This is a genomic window from Peribacillus sp. NPDC056705, from assembly GCF_043656335.1.
The window spans coordinates 1-20302 of the sequence record NZ_JBHTYI010000050.1 but is presented as its reverse complement, the minus strand read 5'-3'; the positions used below and the strand labels follow the sequence as shown (position 1 = coordinate 20302).

At 35.8% G+C, this 20302-nt stretch carries 19 protein-coding genes and 1 riboswitch; of the genes, 11 read left to right on the top strand and 8 right to left on the bottom strand.

The window, feature by feature from the left end:
- Nucleotides 1-56: 56 nt before the first annotated feature.
- Nucleotides 57-986: a polyisoprenyl-teichoic acid--peptidoglycan teichoic acid transferase TagU gene (gene tagU / locus ACFRAK_RS26325; RefSeq protein WP_387598173.1), complete on the top strand. Its 930-nt coding sequence runs from the start codon at nt 57-59 to the stop codon at nt 984-986.
- Between the two features lie 461 nt (nt 987-1447).
- Here the strand turns inward: tagU and ACFRAK_RS26320 are convergent, their stop codons facing one another.
- The 4 genes from ACFRAK_RS26320 to ACFRAK_RS26305 all read right to left on the bottom strand — a co-directional run bounded on the left by ACFRAK_RS26320 (nt 1448) and on the right by ACFRAK_RS26305 (nt 3623).
- Entirely contained in the window at nt 1448-1903 is a 456-nt protein-coding gene (locus tag ACFRAK_RS26320; RefSeq protein ID WP_387598176.1) for a hypothetical protein, read from the bottom strand.
- Nucleotides 1904-2016: 113 nt separating this feature from the next.
- On the bottom strand, nt 2017-2505 hold the full coding sequence (locus ACFRAK_RS26315; protein ID WP_387598179.1) for a VanZ family protein: 489 nt from the start codon (nt 2503-2505) through the stop codon (nt 2017-2019).
- On the bottom strand, nt 2502-2633 hold the full coding sequence (locus tag ACFRAK_RS26310) for a YwzD family small protein (protein ID WP_260284782.1): 132 nt from the start codon (nt 2631-2633) through the stop codon (nt 2502-2504). Before ACFRAK_RS26310 ends, ACFRAK_RS26315 begins: the two co-directional genes overlap by 4 nt.
- 855 nt (nt 2634-3488) lie before the next feature.
- The gene (locus ACFRAK_RS26305) at nt 3489-3623 is read right to left on the bottom strand and encodes an anti-repressor SinI family protein (protein WP_260284785.1); all 135 of its coding nucleotides are present in this window, start codon (nt 3621-3623) and stop codon (nt 3489-3491) included.
- Between the two features lie 18 nt (nt 3624-3641).
- Nucleotides 3642-3723: riboswitch (cyclic di-GMP riboswitch) on the bottom strand.
- A 917-nt stretch (nt 3724-4640) separates the two neighbouring features.
- Here ACFRAK_RS26305 and ACFRAK_RS26300 point away from each other — a divergent pair.
- The 10 genes from ACFRAK_RS26300 (at nt 4641) to ACFRAK_RS26255 (ending at nt 15077) form a co-directional block, all read left to right on the top strand.
- Entirely contained in the window at nt 4641-5816 is a 1176-nt protein-coding gene (locus tag ACFRAK_RS26300; RefSeq protein ID WP_387604354.1) for an acyltransferase family protein, read from the top strand.
- Between the two features lie 74 nt (nt 5817-5890).
- Nucleotides 5891-6634 (top strand): YveK family protein, encoded by a 744-nt coding sequence (locus tag ACFRAK_RS26295; protein ID WP_387604356.1) that lies wholly within the window; start codon nt 5891-5893, stop codon nt 6632-6634.
- Complete coding sequence (locus ACFRAK_RS26290; protein WP_394572813.1) at nt 6624-7241, top strand: CpsD/CapB family tyrosine-protein kinase; 618 nt, start codon at nt 6624-6626, stop codon at nt 7239-7241. The genes ACFRAK_RS26295 and ACFRAK_RS26290 overlap by 11 nt, the downstream gene beginning before the upstream one ends.
- 104 nt (nt 7242-7345) lie before the next feature.
- On the top strand, nt 7346-7897 hold the full coding sequence (locus tag ACFRAK_RS26285; protein ID WP_387604492.1) for a sugar transferase: 552 nt from the start codon (nt 7346-7348) through the stop codon (nt 7895-7897).
- 21 nt (nt 7898-7918) lie between these two features.
- On the top strand, nt 7919-8911 hold the full coding sequence (locus tag ACFRAK_RS26280) for an NAD-dependent epimerase/dehydratase family protein (RefSeq protein ID WP_387604360.1): 993 nt from the start codon (nt 7919-7921) through the stop codon (nt 8909-8911).
- 17 nt (nt 8912-8928) lie between these two features.
- Nucleotides 8929-10395 carry an oligosaccharide flippase family protein gene (locus tag ACFRAK_RS26275; protein WP_387604362.1) on the top strand — a complete coding sequence of 489 codons (1467 nt, stop codon included), beginning with the start codon at nt 8929-8931 and terminating at the stop codon, nt 10393-10395.
- Nucleotides 10376-11596: an O-antigen ligase family protein gene (locus ACFRAK_RS26270; RefSeq protein ID WP_394572812.1), complete on the top strand. Its 1221-nt coding sequence runs from the start codon at nt 10376-10378 to the stop codon at nt 11594-11596. Before ACFRAK_RS26275 ends, ACFRAK_RS26270 begins: the two co-directional genes overlap by 20 nt.
- On the top strand, nt 11574-12377 hold the full coding sequence (locus ACFRAK_RS26265; protein WP_394572811.1) for a glycosyltransferase family 2 protein: 804 nt from the start codon (nt 11574-11576) through the stop codon (nt 12375-12377). The genes ACFRAK_RS26270 and ACFRAK_RS26265 overlap by 23 nt, the downstream gene beginning before the upstream one ends.
- Nucleotides 12378-12382: 5 nt before the next feature.
- Nucleotides 12383-13429: a glycosyltransferase family 4 protein gene (locus ACFRAK_RS26260; protein WP_394572810.1), complete on the top strand. Its 1047-nt coding sequence runs from the start codon at nt 12383-12385 to the stop codon at nt 13427-13429.
- A 106-nt stretch (nt 13430-13535) separates the two neighbouring features.
- Nucleotides 13536-15077 carry a glycoside hydrolase family protein gene (locus ACFRAK_RS26255; RefSeq protein ID WP_394572809.1) on the top strand — a complete coding sequence of 514 codons (1542 nt, stop codon included), beginning with the start codon at nt 13536-13538 and terminating at the stop codon, nt 15075-15077.
- Nucleotides 15078-15247: 170 nt separating this feature from the next.
- Here the strand turns inward: ACFRAK_RS26255 and ACFRAK_RS26250 are convergent, their stop codons facing one another.
- From ACFRAK_RS26250 to ACFRAK_RS26235, 4 genes are all read right to left on the bottom strand, one after another.
- Nucleotides 15248-16171: a hypothetical protein gene (locus ACFRAK_RS26250; protein WP_394572808.1), complete on the bottom strand. Its 924-nt coding sequence runs from the start codon at nt 16169-16171 to the stop codon at nt 15248-15250.
- Between the two features lie 224 nt (nt 16172-16395).
- Complete coding sequence (locus ACFRAK_RS26245) at nt 16396-17427, bottom strand: SDR family NAD(P)-dependent oxidoreductase (protein ID WP_394572807.1); 1032 nt, start codon at nt 17425-17427, stop codon at nt 16396-16398.
- Nucleotides 17402-18778, bottom strand: coding sequence for a UDP-glucose dehydrogenase family protein (locus ACFRAK_RS26240; RefSeq protein ID WP_394572806.1), 1377 nt, complete (start codon nt 18776-18778; stop codon nt 17402-17404). The genes ACFRAK_RS26245 and ACFRAK_RS26240 overlap by 26 nt, the downstream gene beginning before the upstream one ends.
- Nucleotides 18779-18974: 196 nt before the next feature.
- Nucleotides 18975-20302: oligosaccharide flippase family protein (locus ACFRAK_RS26235; protein WP_394572805.1), on the bottom strand; the 1328-nt coding region annotated here is incomplete at its 5' end.

Below are 20302 nucleotides of genomic sequence, written 5' to 3'. Positions count from 1 at the left end.
ATATGAAATTAAATATAATAGATGAAGTGGTTACAAAATGAGGAAGGAAGTAAAATATGAGATATGAAAAAAAGAAGAAAAAGAAACGGACATGGCTGAAGGTAGTCGGGATAATTGTCCTACTATTCGTCTTAGCTGGGGGAGCTTTTGCCTACTCCGTATGGAATCATCTGACTAAAACTGTTGACACGATGCATACACCAATAGATCGTACCACGGATAAGCGAACGAAAGACCTTGCACTATCAGATCAGGAGCCATTCTCTATGCTCATGCTTGGTGTCGATGAACGTGATGGCGACAAAGGCCGTTCAGATACAATGATCGTCTTGACAGTCAATCCACAAAAGAAATCGGTCAAAATGCTAAGCATTCCGCGTGATACACGGACCGAAATCGTCGGTCATGGTACACAGGATAAAATCAACCATGCATTTGCCTTCGGCGGCGCGAAAATGTCCATGGATACCGTTGAAAACTTCCTTGATATCCCAATCGACTATTATATGAAGATCAATATGGAAGGCTTCAAGGATATCGTTGACGCAGTCGGCGGCGTGACCGTTCAGAACGATTTGGACTTCACCTCCGATGGCATTCATTTTGCAAAAGGAACGCAGAACCTTAACGGGAAAGAAGCCCTTGCCTATTCAAGAATGAGACATGATGATCCAAGTGGTGATTTTGGCCGTCAATCCAGACAACGTGCCATCATCGAAGCAGTCATCAAGGAAGGCGCAAGCCTTTCCTCCCTGACGAAATACGATGAAGTCTTCGATGCACTCGGTAATAATATCCAGACTAATTTGACGTTTGATGACATGATGGACATCCAAAAGAACTACAGGGATGCAAGCAAAAGCATTACCCAATCATCCATAAACGGCAACGGAACGAAAATCGACGGAATCTACTATTATATTGTGTCGGATGAAGAAAAAGAAAAGGTTCAATCCGAATTAAAAGAACAATTATCCATTAAATAAGAAAAAATGAAAGAGCTGTCCGGACCCGCATCCTGACAGCTTTTTCATTTTCCCTGTCCAATATTCTGACAAAAAACGAACACCAATTGTAGAGATTTGTTGGAATTTTTGTTGTTTATTAGGCATTAAAAGACGGTATAATCTAATATGAGCTGAATATTCCATCTCCCCTTGCCCCTTTCATCACTAGACACAATTATTCTTTGGACCTGGAATTCCACAACCAACTTTCATCAACTATCATAAATAAACCAAAACAAAAGGAGTGTATTTAAATGAAAATCAAAGCAGGCAGCTGGGCTATGCTAAGCACACAGGACAAAATGTTCATTCTGAAAGCCATCAGTGATCGTTCAAGAATGAAATATGTTTCATGAGAAGTAAATCCAATCGGCATTACATGAGAGCATTGCCTCTCCCTTTTCAATAAAACGAACTTGAGCCTGAAAAAGGAGAGGAATCTATTCAAACTGATAATCCCATAACAAACGCCATTCGCCTTTTTCTTTGACGACATAGCAATTTTGTTCCAAAGTAAACATTCCATAGCGAGAATTGAAGACCTGTGTAACTGGAACTTCATAGGCCGTTTTATGCAGCCTTCCACTCTTATCCAACTTCCAGTTCTTCACTTTCTTAGAACGGCCTACATCATATTGAAAGGACTCCACATCCATATGCTGTAAAAATACATGTGACCGATTTTGCACATAATCTGCCCGATTCGGAAACCGATGCTTCATTTCAGAACTTAACAAGTCCCAGGACTTCCCGAACTCCGCTTCACTTTCATACTCATAAAAATCTTCAACCACGCTTTTTGATCCGCTCGGAAAAAGAAAAATGATACACACTCCTGCAATTAAAACCACGAGAGTAGCCGTCAATACTCCTATTGAAATCTTACTTTGTCTCATCACCCTCATCACCCTCACAGGTTATCTTTCATTTATATATATAAATGAAAACCATAAAAAAGAAGCATGTTGTAAGACATGCTCCTTAATTAAAATTATTAGAACTGAGTTCTTCAGATTCGATGACGCATTCTCCATCGATACAAGAAAAGAAAACAGAAGATTCCTAGCAAACCGCCAAACGTGTCCAGCATGATATCCTGCCACAAGGGAGTTCGGCCACCGGTTAGTTTTTGATGAAGTTCGTCCGCACTCGCATAAAAAAGGACACATATAAGAGCGCCTGAAAACGAAAGAACAGGATTCTTAACAAAATGGCCCCAAACACGATACATCAATAATCCAAACACAAAAAAGATAAAAAGATGGGCACCCTTCCGAAGGAAAAACTCCAGAAAGCCATTTACTCCAGCTATTTGGGCACTCACCTCAACCCCTCCATACATAAATGAGATGCCACTTAGCTTATCATACCAATATGGCGTATTGAACTGTGCTAAAAAAGGGGTAATGCTTTGCTCCTCATATGTCTGCGAGGAAAAAAAGAAGATGACCATCGCCCATAAAACGAGCAAAATGGGGAAGAGGTATTTATGGATCATATTCTTTCAGGTTCCTCAATGATCCCACTTAATTTCTCCTTAATCTCCTCCACCATTTCATTCACAGTAACATCTTGTCCAGACTCACCTTTTGCAAAAGTGTCTTTTAAAATATCAAAAAAATCCATTTCAAATTTCCACTCCACCATTTCATAAGTTGTCCCTAATCTTTTTTCAAAAGAAGGAATATAGCCCTTTTATTATAGTAGAGAATGGCAAGCTGAATCTACTATAATACAGAAAAATCACAGAAAATTAACATTTTCTAAAATATTCAGTAGGAATGAATACCACTAGCCAATATGTACAGATAAAAAAACAAAAAAGGACCGATTCCTCAGCCCCTTCCATACCCAAAATTATGATTGCCCCATAAAATAAGTCATTACTGAAATCAAAACTAAAATAATAGTAATATAAGTCCCAATAAAAATTCTCTTACTTCTCTGTTTCTTTTCATATACTTCCTCGAACGTAATGAATTTGTTTTTTGTCATCAAATAATCTCCTTTTACTCTGATGGCAGCTATCTGGCATCTTCTTTTGCGAAGTCCTCGGCTTAATCTCTATAGTGTAGTATCGGCACATTATCAAATACATTTAAGTATTATTAACTATTTTTTATAGGTTATATTTCTTAAATTTGCAGAAGGTTGCGACTAACGAATTATGTACAATAACTAAATTCTATGATAATAAAATCCTGCCTTGGCATCATTTTAATTAAGCACTTACTTAATAAAATTCATGATTATTTTTATCCAACCTAAGAATGACAGCCATAACGGTACACTGAATAAAGTTCCCCATATTAATCCCTTCATAAAAGCATTAAGTCCATCCATAATAAAAATCCCCCTCTATTAGGTTTTATTTTTATTATTGTCCCCATACTCTTTATTCTAGATACCTTTACGGTAATTTCCTGTAATGAAAACAAAAAAAGAAGGCTGTATAGCAGCCTCCTCTAAGGTACATATTGCTTACCAAATGATATAATGTTTTTCTCTTGATCCATTTTCTACGATAAAATCCTTAACATCTTCAATGGACAAGCCTGAATTTTTCGCCTCTAGCATTAAAGAAACCCATTCTTCAAATTCATTGTTTGCTTCCATGACAAATTCCGCCTAATTTGTGGTAACACAGCCGTCTTAGCAAAGCCTTAGACCTGTAATTTTGCGTCCCTATTTTTCAATAGGTTTGCCTTTCTCAAGAATATTTAACATTATGGTTTTCCATTTAGTATTATGGCACAAAATATACGATTCTATCTTTTACGAAGTCGAATACCCTATGACATTTTTCGCTAAGTCTTTATTACTACATTCACTTTAATTATACTTAAGAATCTGACGGTTAATTAAAATACTTTTCGTTAATTTCCGTCATCATTCTACAATATTCTTCAAAAAAACAACTAGGTTTGGAAATCACAAACAAGCTTGACGAGCAATAATAATTACTTTAACTTCCTTCGACGTTTATTAAAAACTTTCATAAAAATAGTTCATTCTTCTGTTTTAAAAAACTTAACTCCAACTAATTTTAAAGGTGTCCATATTTCTCTCATTTGGTATAAAGGCATTAAAAATCATCCTTTCTTCTGTAACTTATTAATTGAGCTTTTGCTTTTAAAAATGACAGGTTATATTTAAATCTATTTTTTACATTTTTTGTTACTTAATTTTAAATCTTCCGATAGAATTAACAGGTTATATCTTAAACAAAACGAACATCTTGTTCTTTATAACGAATCATTAAATTGAACTTACCACCTCTACATTACTATGTCAATTAGTTTCATTATTAATCTATTCTAGTCATTTGTATCCCTCATCTTCTACTTTATGTTTCCCTCTCTGATCCCTGACTGCATACCATATGTAGATTTAGGAACAGTATTTAGTCATGTCCAAAATCCCTTGTTTCAGAGCATTATGTTCCAACTCTCTCCAACTAATGTCCAGAGGTTTTATCCCCCATTAAACATTACATAACCGAGCATGAAAATTAGGATATAATGGTTAACTTTATATTTTCTTGTCTATTTTTGTCTGTTTTAAAGAACTAACTATACTTTATTAAGAACAAGTGCTATATTATAAAAAAAAACGATTCATATGGAGGAGGATATGACTAGATATGAGGAATTTGACTCATTAAGGGGTTTAGCCGCTCTCATTGTGTTAATCGGGCATTATTTGATGGTATACCCTTCATATGCTAATTATCAGTATGATTCAAACAGCACCTACTTGATTTATTTATTCAAGGAAACTCCTCTACGCCTTTTTTTCAGTAGTGGAAATGAGTCTGTCATTCTATTCTTTGTATTGAGTGGTTTTGTTTTGTATTTATCAGTTAACAGTGCTAAATTCCACTATTCTACATATTTAATAAAACGAGTGTTTCGAATTTATTTACCATATCTAGTAGCAATAAGCATGGCCATATTAGCTAAAATGCTTTTAAATCAAAATGATTTACCCTTTATCACTAACTGGTTTAGTAAATCTTGGACAGGCCTGGATACTCCTTCCTTATTAATAGAACATTTTTTGTTTATTGGACAGTACAATACAGACGCCTATAACAATGTTATATGGTCCCTTGTCCACGAAATGAGAATTTCGATTATATTTCCTGTACTGATTTATTTATTTGTACGAAAAAGGCTTAAAAACTCTTTATTATGGCTTTTAGTTTTAATTTTTTCATCGACTTTGTGTTTATATTTGTTTGGTTCCAGTGTAGATATAACCAGCATTCTTCTAAGTTTTCACTATAGCACTCTTTTTTTAATGGGAGCAATAATAGCAAAATATCGACATGAACTTTTTGCCTATACCTTGAAAATGAATAAATCTGTAAAAGTCGCATTGTTTTTGGGGGCAATTATCTGTTTTATGTACGAAGGCATTATTGGCGAAGTGGACTTTTTAAACAATTATATTTTCAGGGATTATGTGGTCTCGTTCGGTGTTTGCATTTTCATCATCATGAGCGTATGTTCCAAAAAAATTTCGACGGTCTTAAGGTCTAGATTGCTAAAACTTCTCGGGAAAATTTCATATAGTTTGTATTTGTACCATCTCATATCCTTATTCTCCTTGATGTACCTATTCTATAACAAGCTGCCAACCGGTTTAATATTGACTTTTTCATTTTTCTTATCTTTTTTACTCTCTTCAGCGTCCTATCTGCTCGTGGAAAAACCATGCATGAGGCTCGGATCGTATTTCACAAGAAATAAACAAGAAAAAGAAATATCCAAAGATTACATAGCTTTAAAACGAAAAATAGGATAATTGCGTACTTTACTAAAAAATTCTTTGCAAGTTTTGAACGTATTCTTACTATCTCTAAAAAAGTGGTGAAATTGATGAATGAAAAAGTAAAAATTAAAGATTTTTTACGAATCTTAAAAAAGAGAATATTTATCATTATTCTATCTACCCTTTGTATTACTGGTTTCATTATATTTTCGTCCATGTACCTTATGAAACCAACATATCAGTATTCCACTCAAGTTCTGGCAGGATCTTTAAGCATAGGTGAAAAGGAAGCTTCCATAAACAAAGTTCAAGAAAACAGACAACTTGCCCTTTCTTATATGGACATCATTAAAAGTCCGCAAATCATGATCGGAGTTAAAGAGGAATTGAACCTTAAGACTTCGAGCTATGACTTACTTAAGCAAGTTTCCATTACCAATAGAGATAATTCACAAATCATCACGATTACCGTCAAGGATTCCAATCCTGAATCCGCTAAGGACATCGCCCAGACTGTCGCGATGCATTCAATAGCAAAATTCAAAAATCTTACAAGTGTTAAACAAATTAGTATTCTCAATGATAGTGAACGTGGACAAGCAGAACTGCTTTTCCCAAAGCCAAAATTCATCATAGCCATTTCAATCGTAATAGGCTTTTTCGCTGGAATAGGCTTAGCAATTCTTAGAGAACACTTTGATGATTCGACATACTCCGATAGGGAGCTTGAACTTCTTGGCATTCCATTATTGGGGAGGCTTGATTTAAATACCAAAAGGATAAACAGAAAACGTAAAACAACTTATAAAACCTTACCTTCCACAAAACGAGGTGAATATAGTGAGTATTAAATCAAGGAAACAATCCTTTAATCTAAATGAAATTAATAAAGAGCAATTTTATTCGATTTGTACCAATATCGAGACGAATCTTCAAAAAGGCGATTCGGTTTTACTGATTACTTCTCTTTCACAATCACAGAATATTCCAAATGCTACTGCGTGCTTAGCACTTGCCTTTTCTGAGCAGCGTAAACGGGTGCTGGTAGTGGATGCTAATCTGCGTCAGCCTTCACTGCATCAGGTGTTTAATATTGATAATTCATTCGGTTTGACCAACTTGCTTTTAAATGAGAAGCCCATTAACGATCATGCTATACATATAAAGGGTCATCTATTCTGTATACCTACAAGCGAAGCCATTTATGAACCAGCAACTTTATTAACATTGGGGACCCTTCCAACTCTGATTGAAAAGTGGAAGAAGGATTTTGACCTCATTTTATTTCATACATCAGATAGTTTACATAAACCTGATGCAAATATCATTGCTAAATATTGTGATGGGATCATTTTGGCGATACAAGAGGGAAGAGATAAGTTAGAGAAAATTGCAGGGGTGAAAATGCAATTTGAAAGGGCAAATCTTGAGATTTCAGGTTCTATGATCATTTCTTAACTCAGGGAGGATAACCAGTGGATTCGAAAGTCAGAGTCGATAGGCAGGAAGAAATCCTGATAAAGCCACTATCGACAACATCTAATTTTTATATAAAGCGCGCCATGGATATAATCATCTCGTTTATTATGCTGATACTTACAGCACCTATTTTACTTTTATTCTGCATTCTTATCCCTATTGATTCGACTGGCTCCCCTTTCTTTTATCAACAAAGACTAGGCCTGGATGGGAAGCCTTTCAATATGATTAAGCTGCGTTCCATGGGCATCGATGCTGAAAAAAATGGACCTAGATGGGCAAGTGAAAATGACTCTAGGGTTACAAGAATAGGAGCCTTTATACGAAAAACGCGCATTGATGAAATCCCTCAGCTTATTAATGTTTTAAAAGGAGATATGTCGCTCATCGGACCAAGACCTGAAAGAGAATATTTCTATAAAGAATTCGAAAAGTTATTGCCTGGCTTTAAAAACCGTTTATATGTGAAACCTGGAATAACAGGTTGGGCACAAGTAAATGGCGGGTATGATTTAACCCCAAAAGAAAAGCTGGTTTTTGATTTATATTATATTCAACACCGCTCATTTGCTATGGAAATCAAGATTATGTTCCGAACATTGACCATAGTCTTTACTGGTAATGGAGCTAGATAATCTAAAAAAGGGGTAGTGAAAATGAATAAAGTACTAGTAACTGGAGGCTTTGGATTTATTGGCTCTCATATTGTCGATACATTAATCCGTAATAATTATGAAGTGGCTATATATGATAACCTCTCTACCGGCTCTATCGGGAATGTTAAGGCCAAAGTCACTCCCTTCTTTGGTAATGTTGAAGATGAGGTCCTGCTTGAAAATGCGATGGAGACATTTAGGCCTGACTATGTCATTCATCAAGCTGCGCAGGTGAGTGTACAACAATCCATTTCGGATATTACGAATGATGCAAGGATCAATATCATGGGAACGATAAACATCGCTAAGCTCTCTCACAAGTTTAATGTTAAAAAGATTGTGTTTGCTTCATCTGCGGCTGTTTATGGTAATGCAGATACCATGCCAATTACCTTATCACATATCACTTCTCCATTATCACCCTATGGAGCATCAAAAAAAACGGCAGAGGATTATCTAAAGCTTGGTAAAGAATTATACGATTTAAATTATGTGAATCTTCGATACAGTAATGTATATGGACCAAGGCAGACAGCAAGCGGTGAAGGCGGTGTTATATCGATTTTCACTAATCTTGTCATAAATAATGAGCGGCCAATTATATATGGAGACGGCACTCAAACGAGAGATTTCATTTATGTTAAAGATGTGGCAGATGCCAATTTGAAAGCATTGGAGTTTGAAGGAAGCGGCACCTTCAATGTCTCATCGACCACCAGTACAAGCATCAATCAATTATTCTCGCTTATTCAATCATTTGGCAGCCATGATTTATCTCCTATTTATCAGCCAGCGAAAAATGGTGACATCAAAGAAAGCTTACTCTGTAATAAAACGACCATTCAAAAATTGGGTTGGCACCCAGCTCATTCACTTGAAAAGGGTCTTGCGAGCACATATGATTATTACTTAAATCAAAATCAGCCTGCTTTAACCACAAAATCACTTCATTCCCCTGCACCACTACTTAAGCCAACGACTTTATTGTCATAAAATCGGGAGCGAAAAAAGTGAATACAAAGAAGAACTCTATTTTAAAAAATATTGTCCATTTATTTTACAGTACAATTCTCTCTAATGTTCTTAATGCAGCCACACTCATTTTATTAGCAAATTATTTTAACTCAAAGAATTATGGGATTTTCAGTGTGGCATTAGCTCTTGCCATGGTCATGAACTTTTTTACTGACCTTGGAACAAGTAATACTTTTCTAAGGGAAGGATCAAAAAAGGATAACTTAGGAAGAACCTTTTCTTCCTATATTAAGATTCGAATTGTTTGCTCGCTAATAACCTTTTTTGTATTCTTTGCCGGCATACGGGTTCTTTATCAAGAACCACAAATTATTTATATGATCTATAGCCTTATGATCCCAATGGTCATTGGCCTGGCGATGCAAAGTATTGGAATAACCTATTTTCAATTAACTGAAAGGATGCAATTCATTGCGTCGATTAAAATCTTTTCGGCCTTTGTTTTAATACTTTCCACCACAGTAAGTATGGGTTTTAAAGTGGATGTGCATCTAGCAGCCTTTTTATATGGATTCTCTTATTTAGCCGGTGGATTTTACAGCCTTTATTTACTGCTGAAAAAAGCGGAATTAAAATGGAAATCTCCTTTTGAAAAACAATTATTAATGAATCTTAGTCCGTTTTTAATCAGTGGGTTATTTATTATGCTAACCCCACAGTTGGGTCCATTGGTGCTGGAAAAAACACTGCCATTAGCGCTTGTCGGTCTCTTTGCAGTAGCCTATCGGATTCCTTCTGCTTTATACCAAATACCAGGGGTCATCGCAGGCGCTTTTTTTCCGCTTTTATTTAAGCGATACAACCAAGGGGAGCTTGCAGAACACACAAGATTGAATATCCTGCAAATGAAAATCATGTCCTATATAGGCATGTGCATGACTTTAACCTTATTCCACTTGGCCACTTATCTCGTGACCATTTTATTCGGAGCCGAGTGGGGATCTGCGGTTCAGCCTTTAAAAATATTGGCCTTTATAATCGTTCTGCAAGGCTTTAACATTGCCATTGCTGATGGCCTTACGACAAGGGGATTACAGAACCGTCGTACAATTGTCCAATTCATTACCATCACCATCGGATTGGTTTCCTTCTATTTTCTGAGCATCAGCTATGCTGTCGCTGGTTCAGCTTTTGCCGTCCTAACCATGGAAATTGTCTCATTCATTGGCTATGTCGCTGCCAACCCAGAAAAAAGAAAGGTATTCTTCCAGGTCATCCTGCCGTATGGCACCTTCTTTTCGATTAGTTTCATCCTGATGCACAACTTATTATCCAAGTATCCTTTTATAGCGATGATTTCTAGCATCATTTTCGTCACTGCTCTAATTTTGCTGCTTGATAAGAGCATCAAGGAATTAATCGTTGGCTTCATAAAAAAGAAAAATGACACCAAACATTTACTAGATAGGAGACAAAAAGAGAATGGAAAGATTGCTAATTAATAAAAACACCTCCATGTGGTCAGTCTTTCTCTTGTTATTTTTTATTACGCTCAGTAAATATAATATATCCATCGGTTTTTCTTTAAAAATTTACATGATTTTTCTAGCAATCTTCTTCTGCATTCATTTTCGGGATTTTTATTTTCATACCCTTTATCATTATGAAATTCTATTGCTTTTATTTTATTTCACCTATTGTCTGAGCGGCGCGTTTTCTCAGTATCCTGAATCGAGCATTCGGGTCATCCTAGGGGTGATACTCGTACTTGGCTGTTATTTCATCATGAGATATGTATTGGAACTAACAACGTTAAGTGCCATTGAGAATTCGATTGCAAATGTCGGGATCATCTTTAACATTAGCAGTCTATTATTATACATCATAGGAATACAGGTGACAGGCAGATTCCCGACAGGTGTTGAGATTACATCATATGGATTATTATTAGACCGGGATTATCCAAGATTAATCGGTTTACTGGATGACCCAAACATCTTCATTTTTTTTAACACAATCTTTTTTTCCTTTTATTTAACCAATTTAAAGGGATTCAAGCATTCAATTGGCTTCCTCCTATGTATGATTACTTCTCTTCTTACTTTTTCAAGAGGTGGAATTTTAGCTCTTGTACTGGTGGTCGTTTTGTACATGCTTTTAGCTAATTTCTCCAAAAAAATTAAAATGTTAACAGTTTCCTTAATATTTCTAACGGTGATATTTGTTGCTGGGTCTCTTATCAAAATAGATTTCAATGAAATCATCACGAGCCGCATTACTGACTTTTCAACTGATGGTGGCAGCGGCAGGTTTGAATTATGGGAGCAGGCGATCAACTACTTTATGTCAAATCCCCTTTTTGGCATCGGTGCATTTAACTTTTCCGATTATTACGCCTTCGAGCATAATGAAAAGCTATATGTTCATAATACGTATCTTGAGGTTTTAGTAGAGTCTGGAATCATTGGTTTTCTTTTTTACCTTTCCTTTCTATTGATGCTCATACTCACCTTATTCAAGACTAAATTACACAAAGAAAAGCCCTTCATTGTGCTTACTCTTTTTGCTTTCTTAATACAGATGATGTCACTTTCACTCATGATTAATGAAGCATTTTTTTCCTTTTTAGCACTAACTTTAAAATATATATCCGTATATGAGAGAAAAGAGGTGGAATATAGTGACCTACAGCAAAAAGGATGACAGACCTTTAGTTTCCGTAATAACTCCTTCGTATAACAGCAAGTCTTTTATTACAGAAACGATAAAAACTGTCCAAAATCAAACCTACTATAACTGGGAGATGATCATTGTTGATGATCAATCAAAGGATGACTCGGTTTCTGTCATTAAATCCTATGCTGAGAACGATTCACGGATAAGACTTATCGCATTATCCAAGAATGTCGGGGCCGCCATGGCAAGGAATATAGCCATTAAAGAAGCCCATGGAAATTATATCGCGTTCCTAGATAGTGATGATTTATGGCTTCCAACTAAATTGGAAGAACAAGTTGCTTTTATGCAAAAGGGAAATCTCGCTTTCTCTTTCACCTCTTATTCTTTAATTGATGAAGAAGGAAATTCTCTTGATGTTGAAGTAATGGCACCTAAAGCTGTGGATTATAAGCATCTGATTGGAAATACAACGATTGGCTGTTTAACAGTGATGCTTGATAGGCTGCAAATCAAGCATATTGAAATGCCTGATATTCAGCCAGAGGATACTGCATTATGGCTGTTACTCTTAAGACAAGGATATATAGCTCACGGCTTACCGAAAGTCTTATCCAAGTATCGAATTGTAAATAACTCTACTTCAAGAAATAAATTTAAGGCTGCCTACCGGTATTGGAGGCTTTTACGAAGCCAGGAAAAATTAAACTTTATTAAAGCTAACTTTTATTTTAGCAAATACGCCTATAACGCATTCAACAAAAACAGAGGTTCCCAGCCTGCCTCTTTACTAAATGGAGGGAAATAAGGTATATGAACAATGTCCTGCTACTTACAGATAAGCTCATAATTGGCGGCGCCGAGATGTACTTTTGCAAATTGGAAAATCATCTCCAGGATGAAAACATGACGTTTTACTCTGCTGCTGCGACGGGCGAATTATACAAGCAAATTCATAACAAACAACAATTCATTCCTTTAAGCTTAAAGAATCACCTTGCCAACCTTAAAACACTAACTAAAGAAGTTAGCTTAAAACATATCGATGTCATTCATGCCAATAGTTTACGAATGCTGCTATACTCGATCGCCATCAAGAAACTGACCAGAAGAAATATCAAACTGGTGTACACCAAGCATAATGTAACCATTCTAGAAAAAAAGGTGCCCTTTCTATTTAAAAGGGTGCTGAATAAACATGTTGAGCAAATCATTGCTGTCAGTAATTTTGAAAGAGATAACTTACTTCAGCTGGGTGTTAGGAATGAGCTTATTCGGACCATTTACAATGGCGTGGATGTTGAACACTTTTCGTATAAACAACTACAGCCTAAAGAAACCTTCAATGTGGGAATTTTAGCCCGTTTATCAAAAGAGAAAAATCATGAACTTTTCTTGAAAATCGTTAATGAGTTAAAGGATGTACCTAATGTGATGTTTTATATTGCTGGTGATGGACCGGAGCGAGAATTTGTAGAAAAAATGATTAAAGACTTAAAATTACGCCATAAAGTGATGCTACTAGGCAATGCCTCCAATCCATATGAATTTATATGCAATATGGACTTACTTCTTTTAACATCACTTAGAGAGGTTTTCCCAATGGTTGTCCTGGAAGCAATGGCAGCAGGAACGCCAATTATGTCAGTGGATGTAGGCGGCATTAAAGAAGCGGTTGTGGACCTTGAAACCGGGATTCTCATTTCCCAACATTCAGAACAGGAATTTGCCAAACAAATTAAAACGCTTCAAGATAATGTGGATTTAAGACAACGCTTGGGAAGCAAAGCAAGACAAAAGGTAGAAGAATCCTTCTCCCTCTCGAACATGATTCATTCTACACTGAAAACCTATCAATGAACAAAAAACAAACGATGACCTCGTTTGTTTTTTGTTTTTTATACCTATACATACTTTTTTGGACAAGCATATGCTATATAATATCACCATAAAAGGAGTGTTATATATGGCAGACCCACTCAACCTCCCTGAGGATTGCCAGAACAGGGATGTTGCTAATATAGATTGTTTTGGCGCCAACCCGAATCTAGCGGATAATTCACCAGCCATTCAGGCAGCGATTGATTATTGTGTAGATAATAACTACTCTAAAGTTGCCATTACAGGGAAGAAGCAATATACCCTCTCCTCCCCCATTGTCATTAAGCAAAATGTCCATCTTGAAATTGATCCGACAATAACATTAATAGTTAAAGGTAACTTCCAGGTTTTTGAGCTACAAAAGGATGCTTCCCTCTCCGGCGGGACGATTGAAATAGTGGATAATAGCTTCAATTCATCCGTCATCTTCCTTTCCGGGGCGCAGCAAATAGAGATCCATAATCATACATCTATATCCAATATCAATATCATTAACCGTACAACAACGTATCAAGGTATAGCCATCCATTTATACTGTAACAAAGCATGGGATTTCATCAGTTTCTTTAAGGCTAGCTCCCTCCAAATCACAAACTTCCATACAGCACTCTATTTAAAAACCGAAAAACTATCAAATGTAGATACCCCCTGCTGGATTAATGCCAACTCCTTCGAGTCCATTTTTATAGATGGCTGCCAGTACGGTATCGAGATTGTAGGAAACAGTGACCTACCTTACGAAATTTCCGGCAACACCTTTACTGGACTTCAAGTTCAATGCCGAAAACAAACGAAAAAAGTCATTCGCTGCTCAGGTGCTTATAATATATTTGAAGGCATCATATGGGATATCTATCGTATGGATGATCCCCCGCTCGTGATTGAATTCTCCTCCACTTCCCATCACAACTATCTAAGCTCGAATCAGGTATCCACTTCCATCCTTGATCGCGGCCAATACAATCGATGCACCTCCCCTCATGAAGAATCCCTCCAAGTATATCCACCTCTTGCCTTAGGAAAAGCCCATCTTGTCGGGAATCAAGACGATATCTTAGTAAATGCAAACGTCCGCTACGCTATACGTCAGCTTTCCGGAAAGGCCCCTTATGGAGGAAATATCAATAATTGCTTCAATTTACTCGATGAGCAAAGTGTAAATTACCTCGATGTTCCCAGTTCCCAACCGGTTGTTATAGAATTGGATTTTACCAATCAGCCTATTAAAATGTTAAATTGCTTTGGTCTTTATTTTGGATGGAATGAAAGTCCCAGTCGCGTATTGATTGAATATCAACAAAGCTTAAATGGACCTTGGATCATAGCAAAAAATCTCCCATTTAATGCCGGTAACACGGTGATCTCTGAAGCAAGAGCAGAAACGCTTTATAAAATTAAACTGACATTAAGCGGGTATACACAAGCTCACAAACGATTCCGGATTAATCGCATCTTTGCAAGATCATCCCTACAGCAAGGTGCAGCTTGGTTGCCGACTACTGGCGGAACATTATATGGAGATATAGAACTTCAAAAAGGGAAAGCTGTGACAATGGCTTCTCCAAACGGAACAAAGTGGAAAGTGAGTATTAATGATCAAGGCCAAATTATCACTTCAAAGCTCTGACTATTAAATATAAAAAAACTGGCAAATTAACTTGTTATCCAAAGAGAAAAGGATTATTCCCCATAGATAAGAAGCAATAGTACCAGAAATTAATGATCATTAATGTTATCTCCAATTTGCATTTCAGGGTGAGTGCCTATCTATTAGCTAACCACCCTTTTCGCTTTTATTTATTGATTCAAGATATTGGCCTGACCTCTGTCAGTGATTCGGCTAATTGGCAAGGATGTGATATCCATGATAGTGCCCATGCTATTTTCCGTAAATTCAATAACCTCGTTTTGAAGTGTGACTTTGTCCAGATCCCAAACCATTCCCTCAAACTTATTGTATTGCCCACTTACCTTCAAAATGCTCTTTGTTTTGCCTGAAGGCTGTATCTGTAAGTTGGTAAATTGATTTCCACTAACCTCATTCGGTACTGTAGAGTTACTATCCATGTAAATCATATTCACACAATCTTCTAATGATAGATTCAAAAAACGATTGGCATTGATCCAGGCCTTACCAGAAGACGGTTCTTCAGCTATTAACTTTACTCCAGTCTCCATCCCTGCAACCTTGATATTTTCAAAATTCACGAAAGAAATCTCATGTTCTTTACCGCCAGCATATAATGATATCCCAGTACCCTGATTACTTTCAGACCAATTTATAATATTTACATCCTTCACATGCGTTTTGTTCCAGGTATTATAATATTTATACTTACCATCTAAGTAAATGACCTCTGAATTAAATTCAGCATCATTTATCACTACATAAGCACCTTCAATGGAAGCATTCTGCTCAAGCTCAAGCACCCTGAAGTTTCCCTTTACAATGAATTTCGTTCCGTAACCAAATTGCAGCTTAACACCTTTCCTGACGATGACCGGTGATGAAATCGTGTACTTCCTATCATCCAGCATAACCGTCTTTAATTTATTGGCCTTAGCATGATCGATGGCAGCCTGAATCTTCGCTGAATCATTGGTTCCTTTAAAATCTTCAACGTATATCTTTTCTTTATGGTTAGATATAGAATGTTTCTGCTGAAAAATGAGGAAAACAATAAGCAAAAAACAGAAGGAAAAACCAATAATTTTTTTCATGAAACACATCCCTATTTAGTTTTTTTAGGATTTGTTCTAGTTGTGGATTTTAATAAAAGAAAGTGTAGGTGAACATGAGGCATTTATAATAGTAGAAGAATTCCTAACCAAGTTAATAAAAAGACAAAGAGCCTCAAAAACTCTCTGTCTCTATTAATCTTTAGTGAAATTCTTAGTGTTGACAGGCACCCGAAAAATGATAGCCATATATCTGTTTACTGTTATTACTTTTTATTATAATATTCCACATACCAATTTACGAATTTTTGCAAACCTTCTTCTATCGAAGTTTCCGGCTTAAATCCAACAGCCTTCTGCAGCAAATCCGTAGAAGCATACGTGGCAGGTACATCTCCAGGTTTAATTGGTTCGAAGACCTTATTAAATTCAACAACTTTACCTAGAGCATTACTTAAACATTTCTCCAAAGCTCCAATGAAAGCCATCAATTTTTCAGGATTGTTGTTTCCAATGTTAAATACTTTGTGAGGAACGTTGTGATCTCCAACTGAAGGGTTGGATAGAAGACGTTCTATTCCCTCGACAATATCGTCAATGAATGTGAAGTCTCTATATAGATCATTTTCAAAATCACCATTATTAAAGATCTTAATTGGTTCATCAGCAAAATACTTATCCGTAAATCCAAAGTAGGCCATATCAGGTCGTCCCATAGGGCCATAAACCGTAAAGAAACGAAGGCCTGTAGCAGGAATATTATACAGATGACTATATGTATGGGCCATCAATTCATTGGATTTCTTAGTCGATGCATAAAGTGATACAGGATTGTCCACAAAATCCGTTTCTTCAAATGGAACCTTTTTGTTAGCTCCATAAACTGAGCTGGAAGAAGCATAGACAAGATGATCCACAGGATTGTGCCTGCAAGCTTCAAGTATGTTATAAAAACCGATGATATTACTTTGAATGTACACATCCGGATTTTCTATCGAGTATCGTACTCCCGCTTGTGCAGCCAGATTTACTACAATATTAGGTTTATAGTCTTCAAAAATATTGCTGATCATCTCTTTGTCAGAGATATCACCCTTGATAAAGGTAAATTTCTCATAAGGTTTAAGTTGCTCCAACCGAGCATCTTTAAGCTTCACATCATAGTAATCATTTATATTATCAATACCGATCACATTACAGCCCTGTTCTAAAAGTTTTTTTGATAAGAAAAAACCGATGAAACCTGCCGCTCCAGTGATGAGGTATGTTTTATTAGGATCTAGGGACTTGTAATTCAACGTGTTTCAACCCCTTTATGCCTTTTCTACTTGCTGGTTTTCTTCCAATGGAGTGATACTCTACCCCTGATTTTTGCATTTCTTCAACATTATAGATATTTCTGCCGTCATATACTAAAGGAGTCCTCATTAACGTCTTATATGTCTCAGGCGTTAATGCTTTCACTTCTCCCCATTCAGTAAAAATAAAACAGACATTTGCACTTTCTAAGGCATGCTCTATATTCGAAACATAGGTGATACTGCCTTTGCCGTTCTTACCTTCTGGATACACTCTAGCAAAATTCTCTGCTCCAACAGGATCAAAAGCATAGATATCGGCACCCTGCTCTAATAATAAAGGCACGTTCTCAAGAGATGCAGCTTCTCTTAAATCATCAGTACCAGGCTTAAAAGTCAATCCTAGCACGGCTACTTTCAGACCGTTAAATGTAATAAGTCTTTTACTAGCTTTTTTATATAGCATCGTCTTTTGATCCTTATTCACATCAATGGCAGCTTTGACGGTTTTAAGTTCATAACCGTTTTGTCTTGCCAGATACTCCAATGCTTTAGTATCCTTAGGAAAACATGAACCGCCATAGCCTATACCTGCATTTAAAAACTTGCTTCCGATACGGTCATCGAAGCTCATCCCTCTAGCTACATCCTGAATATCCGCGCCAACAAGTTCACAAAGATTGGCGATATCATTCATATAAGAGATTTTAAGAGCAAGGAAATCATTGGAGGCATACTTGATCATTTCTGCGGATCTTCTATTGACTGAAACCACCGGTAAATGAAACGGCTCATAAATATTCTGCATCAGTTCTTCGGCCCATTTACTCTCCGTTCCGATAATGATCCGTTCGGCATGCAGTGTATCATGCACGGCAGAACCTTGTGCCAGGAATTCCGGGTTCGATACAACTTCCACTTTTACATCATTAACTAAAAAGTCTTGGATAAACTGCTCGACTTTATCATTCGTTCCAACCGGAACTGTAGATTTCACGACGACAAGACAATCCTTTTCCACCGATTCAGCAATTTGCCTAGCGACTGTTGCAATGTATGAAAGATTTGCAGAACCATCTGGTTGCTCTGGAGTACCGACTCCGATAAAGATTGCATCAGCATCCTTATAGACTGATTTATAATCAGTCGTATAATCAATCCTTCCAGCAGCATAATTCTTTTGCATTAAATCTTCCAAATCAGCTTCATATATTGGAGAGATTCCAGATTTCATTACGTTCACTTTATTTTCATCTATATCTACACAGGTCACTTGATGACCCACTTCGGCAAAACATACACCTGCTACTAAGCCAACATAACCGGTTCCGGCTACTGCTAATTTGTACATGGTAACGCCATCCTTTACTGCTTTTTTGTAAAATACACTCCTTATTTTTCGATAATTCGAAGTTTTGGAAAATTATTCGAGAAATACTTCTTCTACAGTCTATCAAGGTAGGAGTTATTCGAATAAAATAGTTACCACAACTCTCACTTACATTTAAGTAAGAGTTTATGTTACTACATTCCATTAAGTAATTGATTTAAATAACTTTCCTCCTCAATATCCTCCTAAATTCCCTAGATTCTATAATATTATTTATCATTTTTTTGTTAGTTAAGTATATATAAACCATATAAACTAATAAAATCCCTAATTTATAAGATAAATTAAACCAGCTAAATATATTCAAGTATTCTGTATAACTTAGATATAATCCAATACCAATAAACAATAAACTTGGAATAATTATTTTTACCATTTCAGATACTCGATAACCTATATTATTATATTTTTTACTTATAAAAACAATTATTGTAACTACAATAACTTTTGCTATTAGAAATGCACAAGCGGCACCATACATTCCAAATTTCGGTACCAATATATAAGCTAGAATAATATCAAAAAAACTTCCTATAAATGTTGCTATGAAAATTTTTCTTGCAGCATCCTTGAAATACAATAAAATATTAACAAAGAAATAATATATTGATTTTACTGAATACGCGATTACTAGAATAGGGATAACAGTCCATGCCATGCTATATCTTTCATTTGTCAAAAAAAGGATCAATTCGGGTGAAAAAAGGCCTATTCCCAAATACAAAAATGAATAAAGTATTAAGAGGAATTTTGAATAACTAACAATATCCTTTTTACTTTCTTTGCTATTCTTGTTCATCATGTCAAAAAACCATGGTGTAAAAGCATTATTCACTGCAACTTGAAAACCGTCTATTAGCACACTGAATTGTAAAGCAATACTATATAGGCCTACTGAAGCTAAAGAACCACTTGTATTAATAAAAATACGAGATACAAAACTAGCTATTACTGTTGAAAGATTATGTGGCATTAGTGGTATAGAATATTTTAATGCTTCAGAAAGTATTTCTTTATCAAGACAAAAAGTTATTAAATTATTCTTTTTAAGGTCATTTAACATATAAATAAAGTAACCAACATTTATTATTAAAGTTGCCAAAATAATACCCATTGCTCCCATTTTCAAAATACCAATAAAAAATAAGTTTAGGCATATTTGAAGTCCAAAGATTAACAAATTTATTTTGGTAAGTTTCTTCCCTTGCTGCATACTTTGCAATATATTTTGATGGATCATATGAACTGAAATAAATATTAATGTTAGTAATGAAATTAAAACTATCGGATAAAAGGAAATATCTTTAAAAAACAAGGAAATTAATACCTTATGCAAAATAATTCCTAAACTCACAAATAAAGTTCCTGATATAAAAATAAATACGATTATCGTTCCGTAGAAACGTTTTAACTTGTCTCTATCATCTTTATAATCAGTATAAAAACGAAGAACAGCAGAATATAATGAAAAGGCAATAATAAAAG

Coding starts and splice junctions, on each gene's coding strand:
- tagU (WP_387598173.1), top strand. CDS start 57: ATGAGATATGAAAAAAAGAAGAAAAAGAAACGGACATGGCTGAAGGTA.
- ACFRAK_RS26320 (WP_387598176.1), bottom strand. CDS start 1,903: ATGAGACAAAGTAAGATTTCAATAGGAGTATTGACGGCTACTCTCGTG.
- ACFRAK_RS26315 (WP_387598179.1), bottom strand. CDS start 2,505: ATGATCCATAAATACCTCTTCCCCATTTTGCTCGTTTTATGGGCGATG.
- ACFRAK_RS26310 (WP_260284782.1), bottom strand. CDS start 2,633: ATGGATTTTTTTGATATTTTAAAAGACACTTTTGCAAAAGGTGAGTCT.
- ACFRAK_RS26305 (WP_260284785.1), bottom strand. CDS start 3,623: ATGGAAGCAAACAATGAATTTGAAGAATGGGTTTCTTTAATGCTAGAG.
- ACFRAK_RS26300 (WP_387604354.1), top strand. CDS start 4,641: ATGACTAGATATGAGGAATTTGACTCATTAAGGGGTTTAGCCGCTCTC.
- ACFRAK_RS26295 (WP_387604356.1), top strand. CDS start 5,891: ATGAATGAAAAAGTAAAAATTAAAGATTTTTTACGAATCTTAAAAAAG.
- ACFRAK_RS26285 (WP_387604492.1), top strand. CDS start 7,346: ATGGATATAATCATCTCGTTTATTATGCTGATACTTACAGCACCTATT.
- ACFRAK_RS26280 (WP_387604360.1), top strand. CDS start 7,919: ATGAATAAAGTACTAGTAACTGGAGGCTTTGGATTTATTGGCTCTCAT.
- ACFRAK_RS26270 (WP_394572812.1), top strand. CDS start 10,376: ATGGAAAGATTGCTAATTAATAAAAACACCTCCATGTGGTCAGTCTTT.
- ACFRAK_RS26260 (WP_394572810.1), top strand. CDS start 12,383: ATGAACAATGTCCTGCTACTTACAGATAAGCTCATAATTGGCGGCGCC.
- ACFRAK_RS26255 (WP_394572809.1), top strand. CDS start 13,536: ATGGCAGACCCACTCAACCTCCCTGAGGATTGCCAGAACAGGGATGTT.
- ACFRAK_RS26250 (WP_394572808.1), bottom strand. CDS start 16,171: ATGAAAAAAATTATTGGTTTTTCCTTCTGTTTTTTGCTTATTGTTTTC.
- ACFRAK_RS26240 (WP_394572806.1), bottom strand. CDS start 18,778: ATGTACAAATTAGCAGTAGCCGGAACCGGTTATGTTGGCTTAGTAGCA.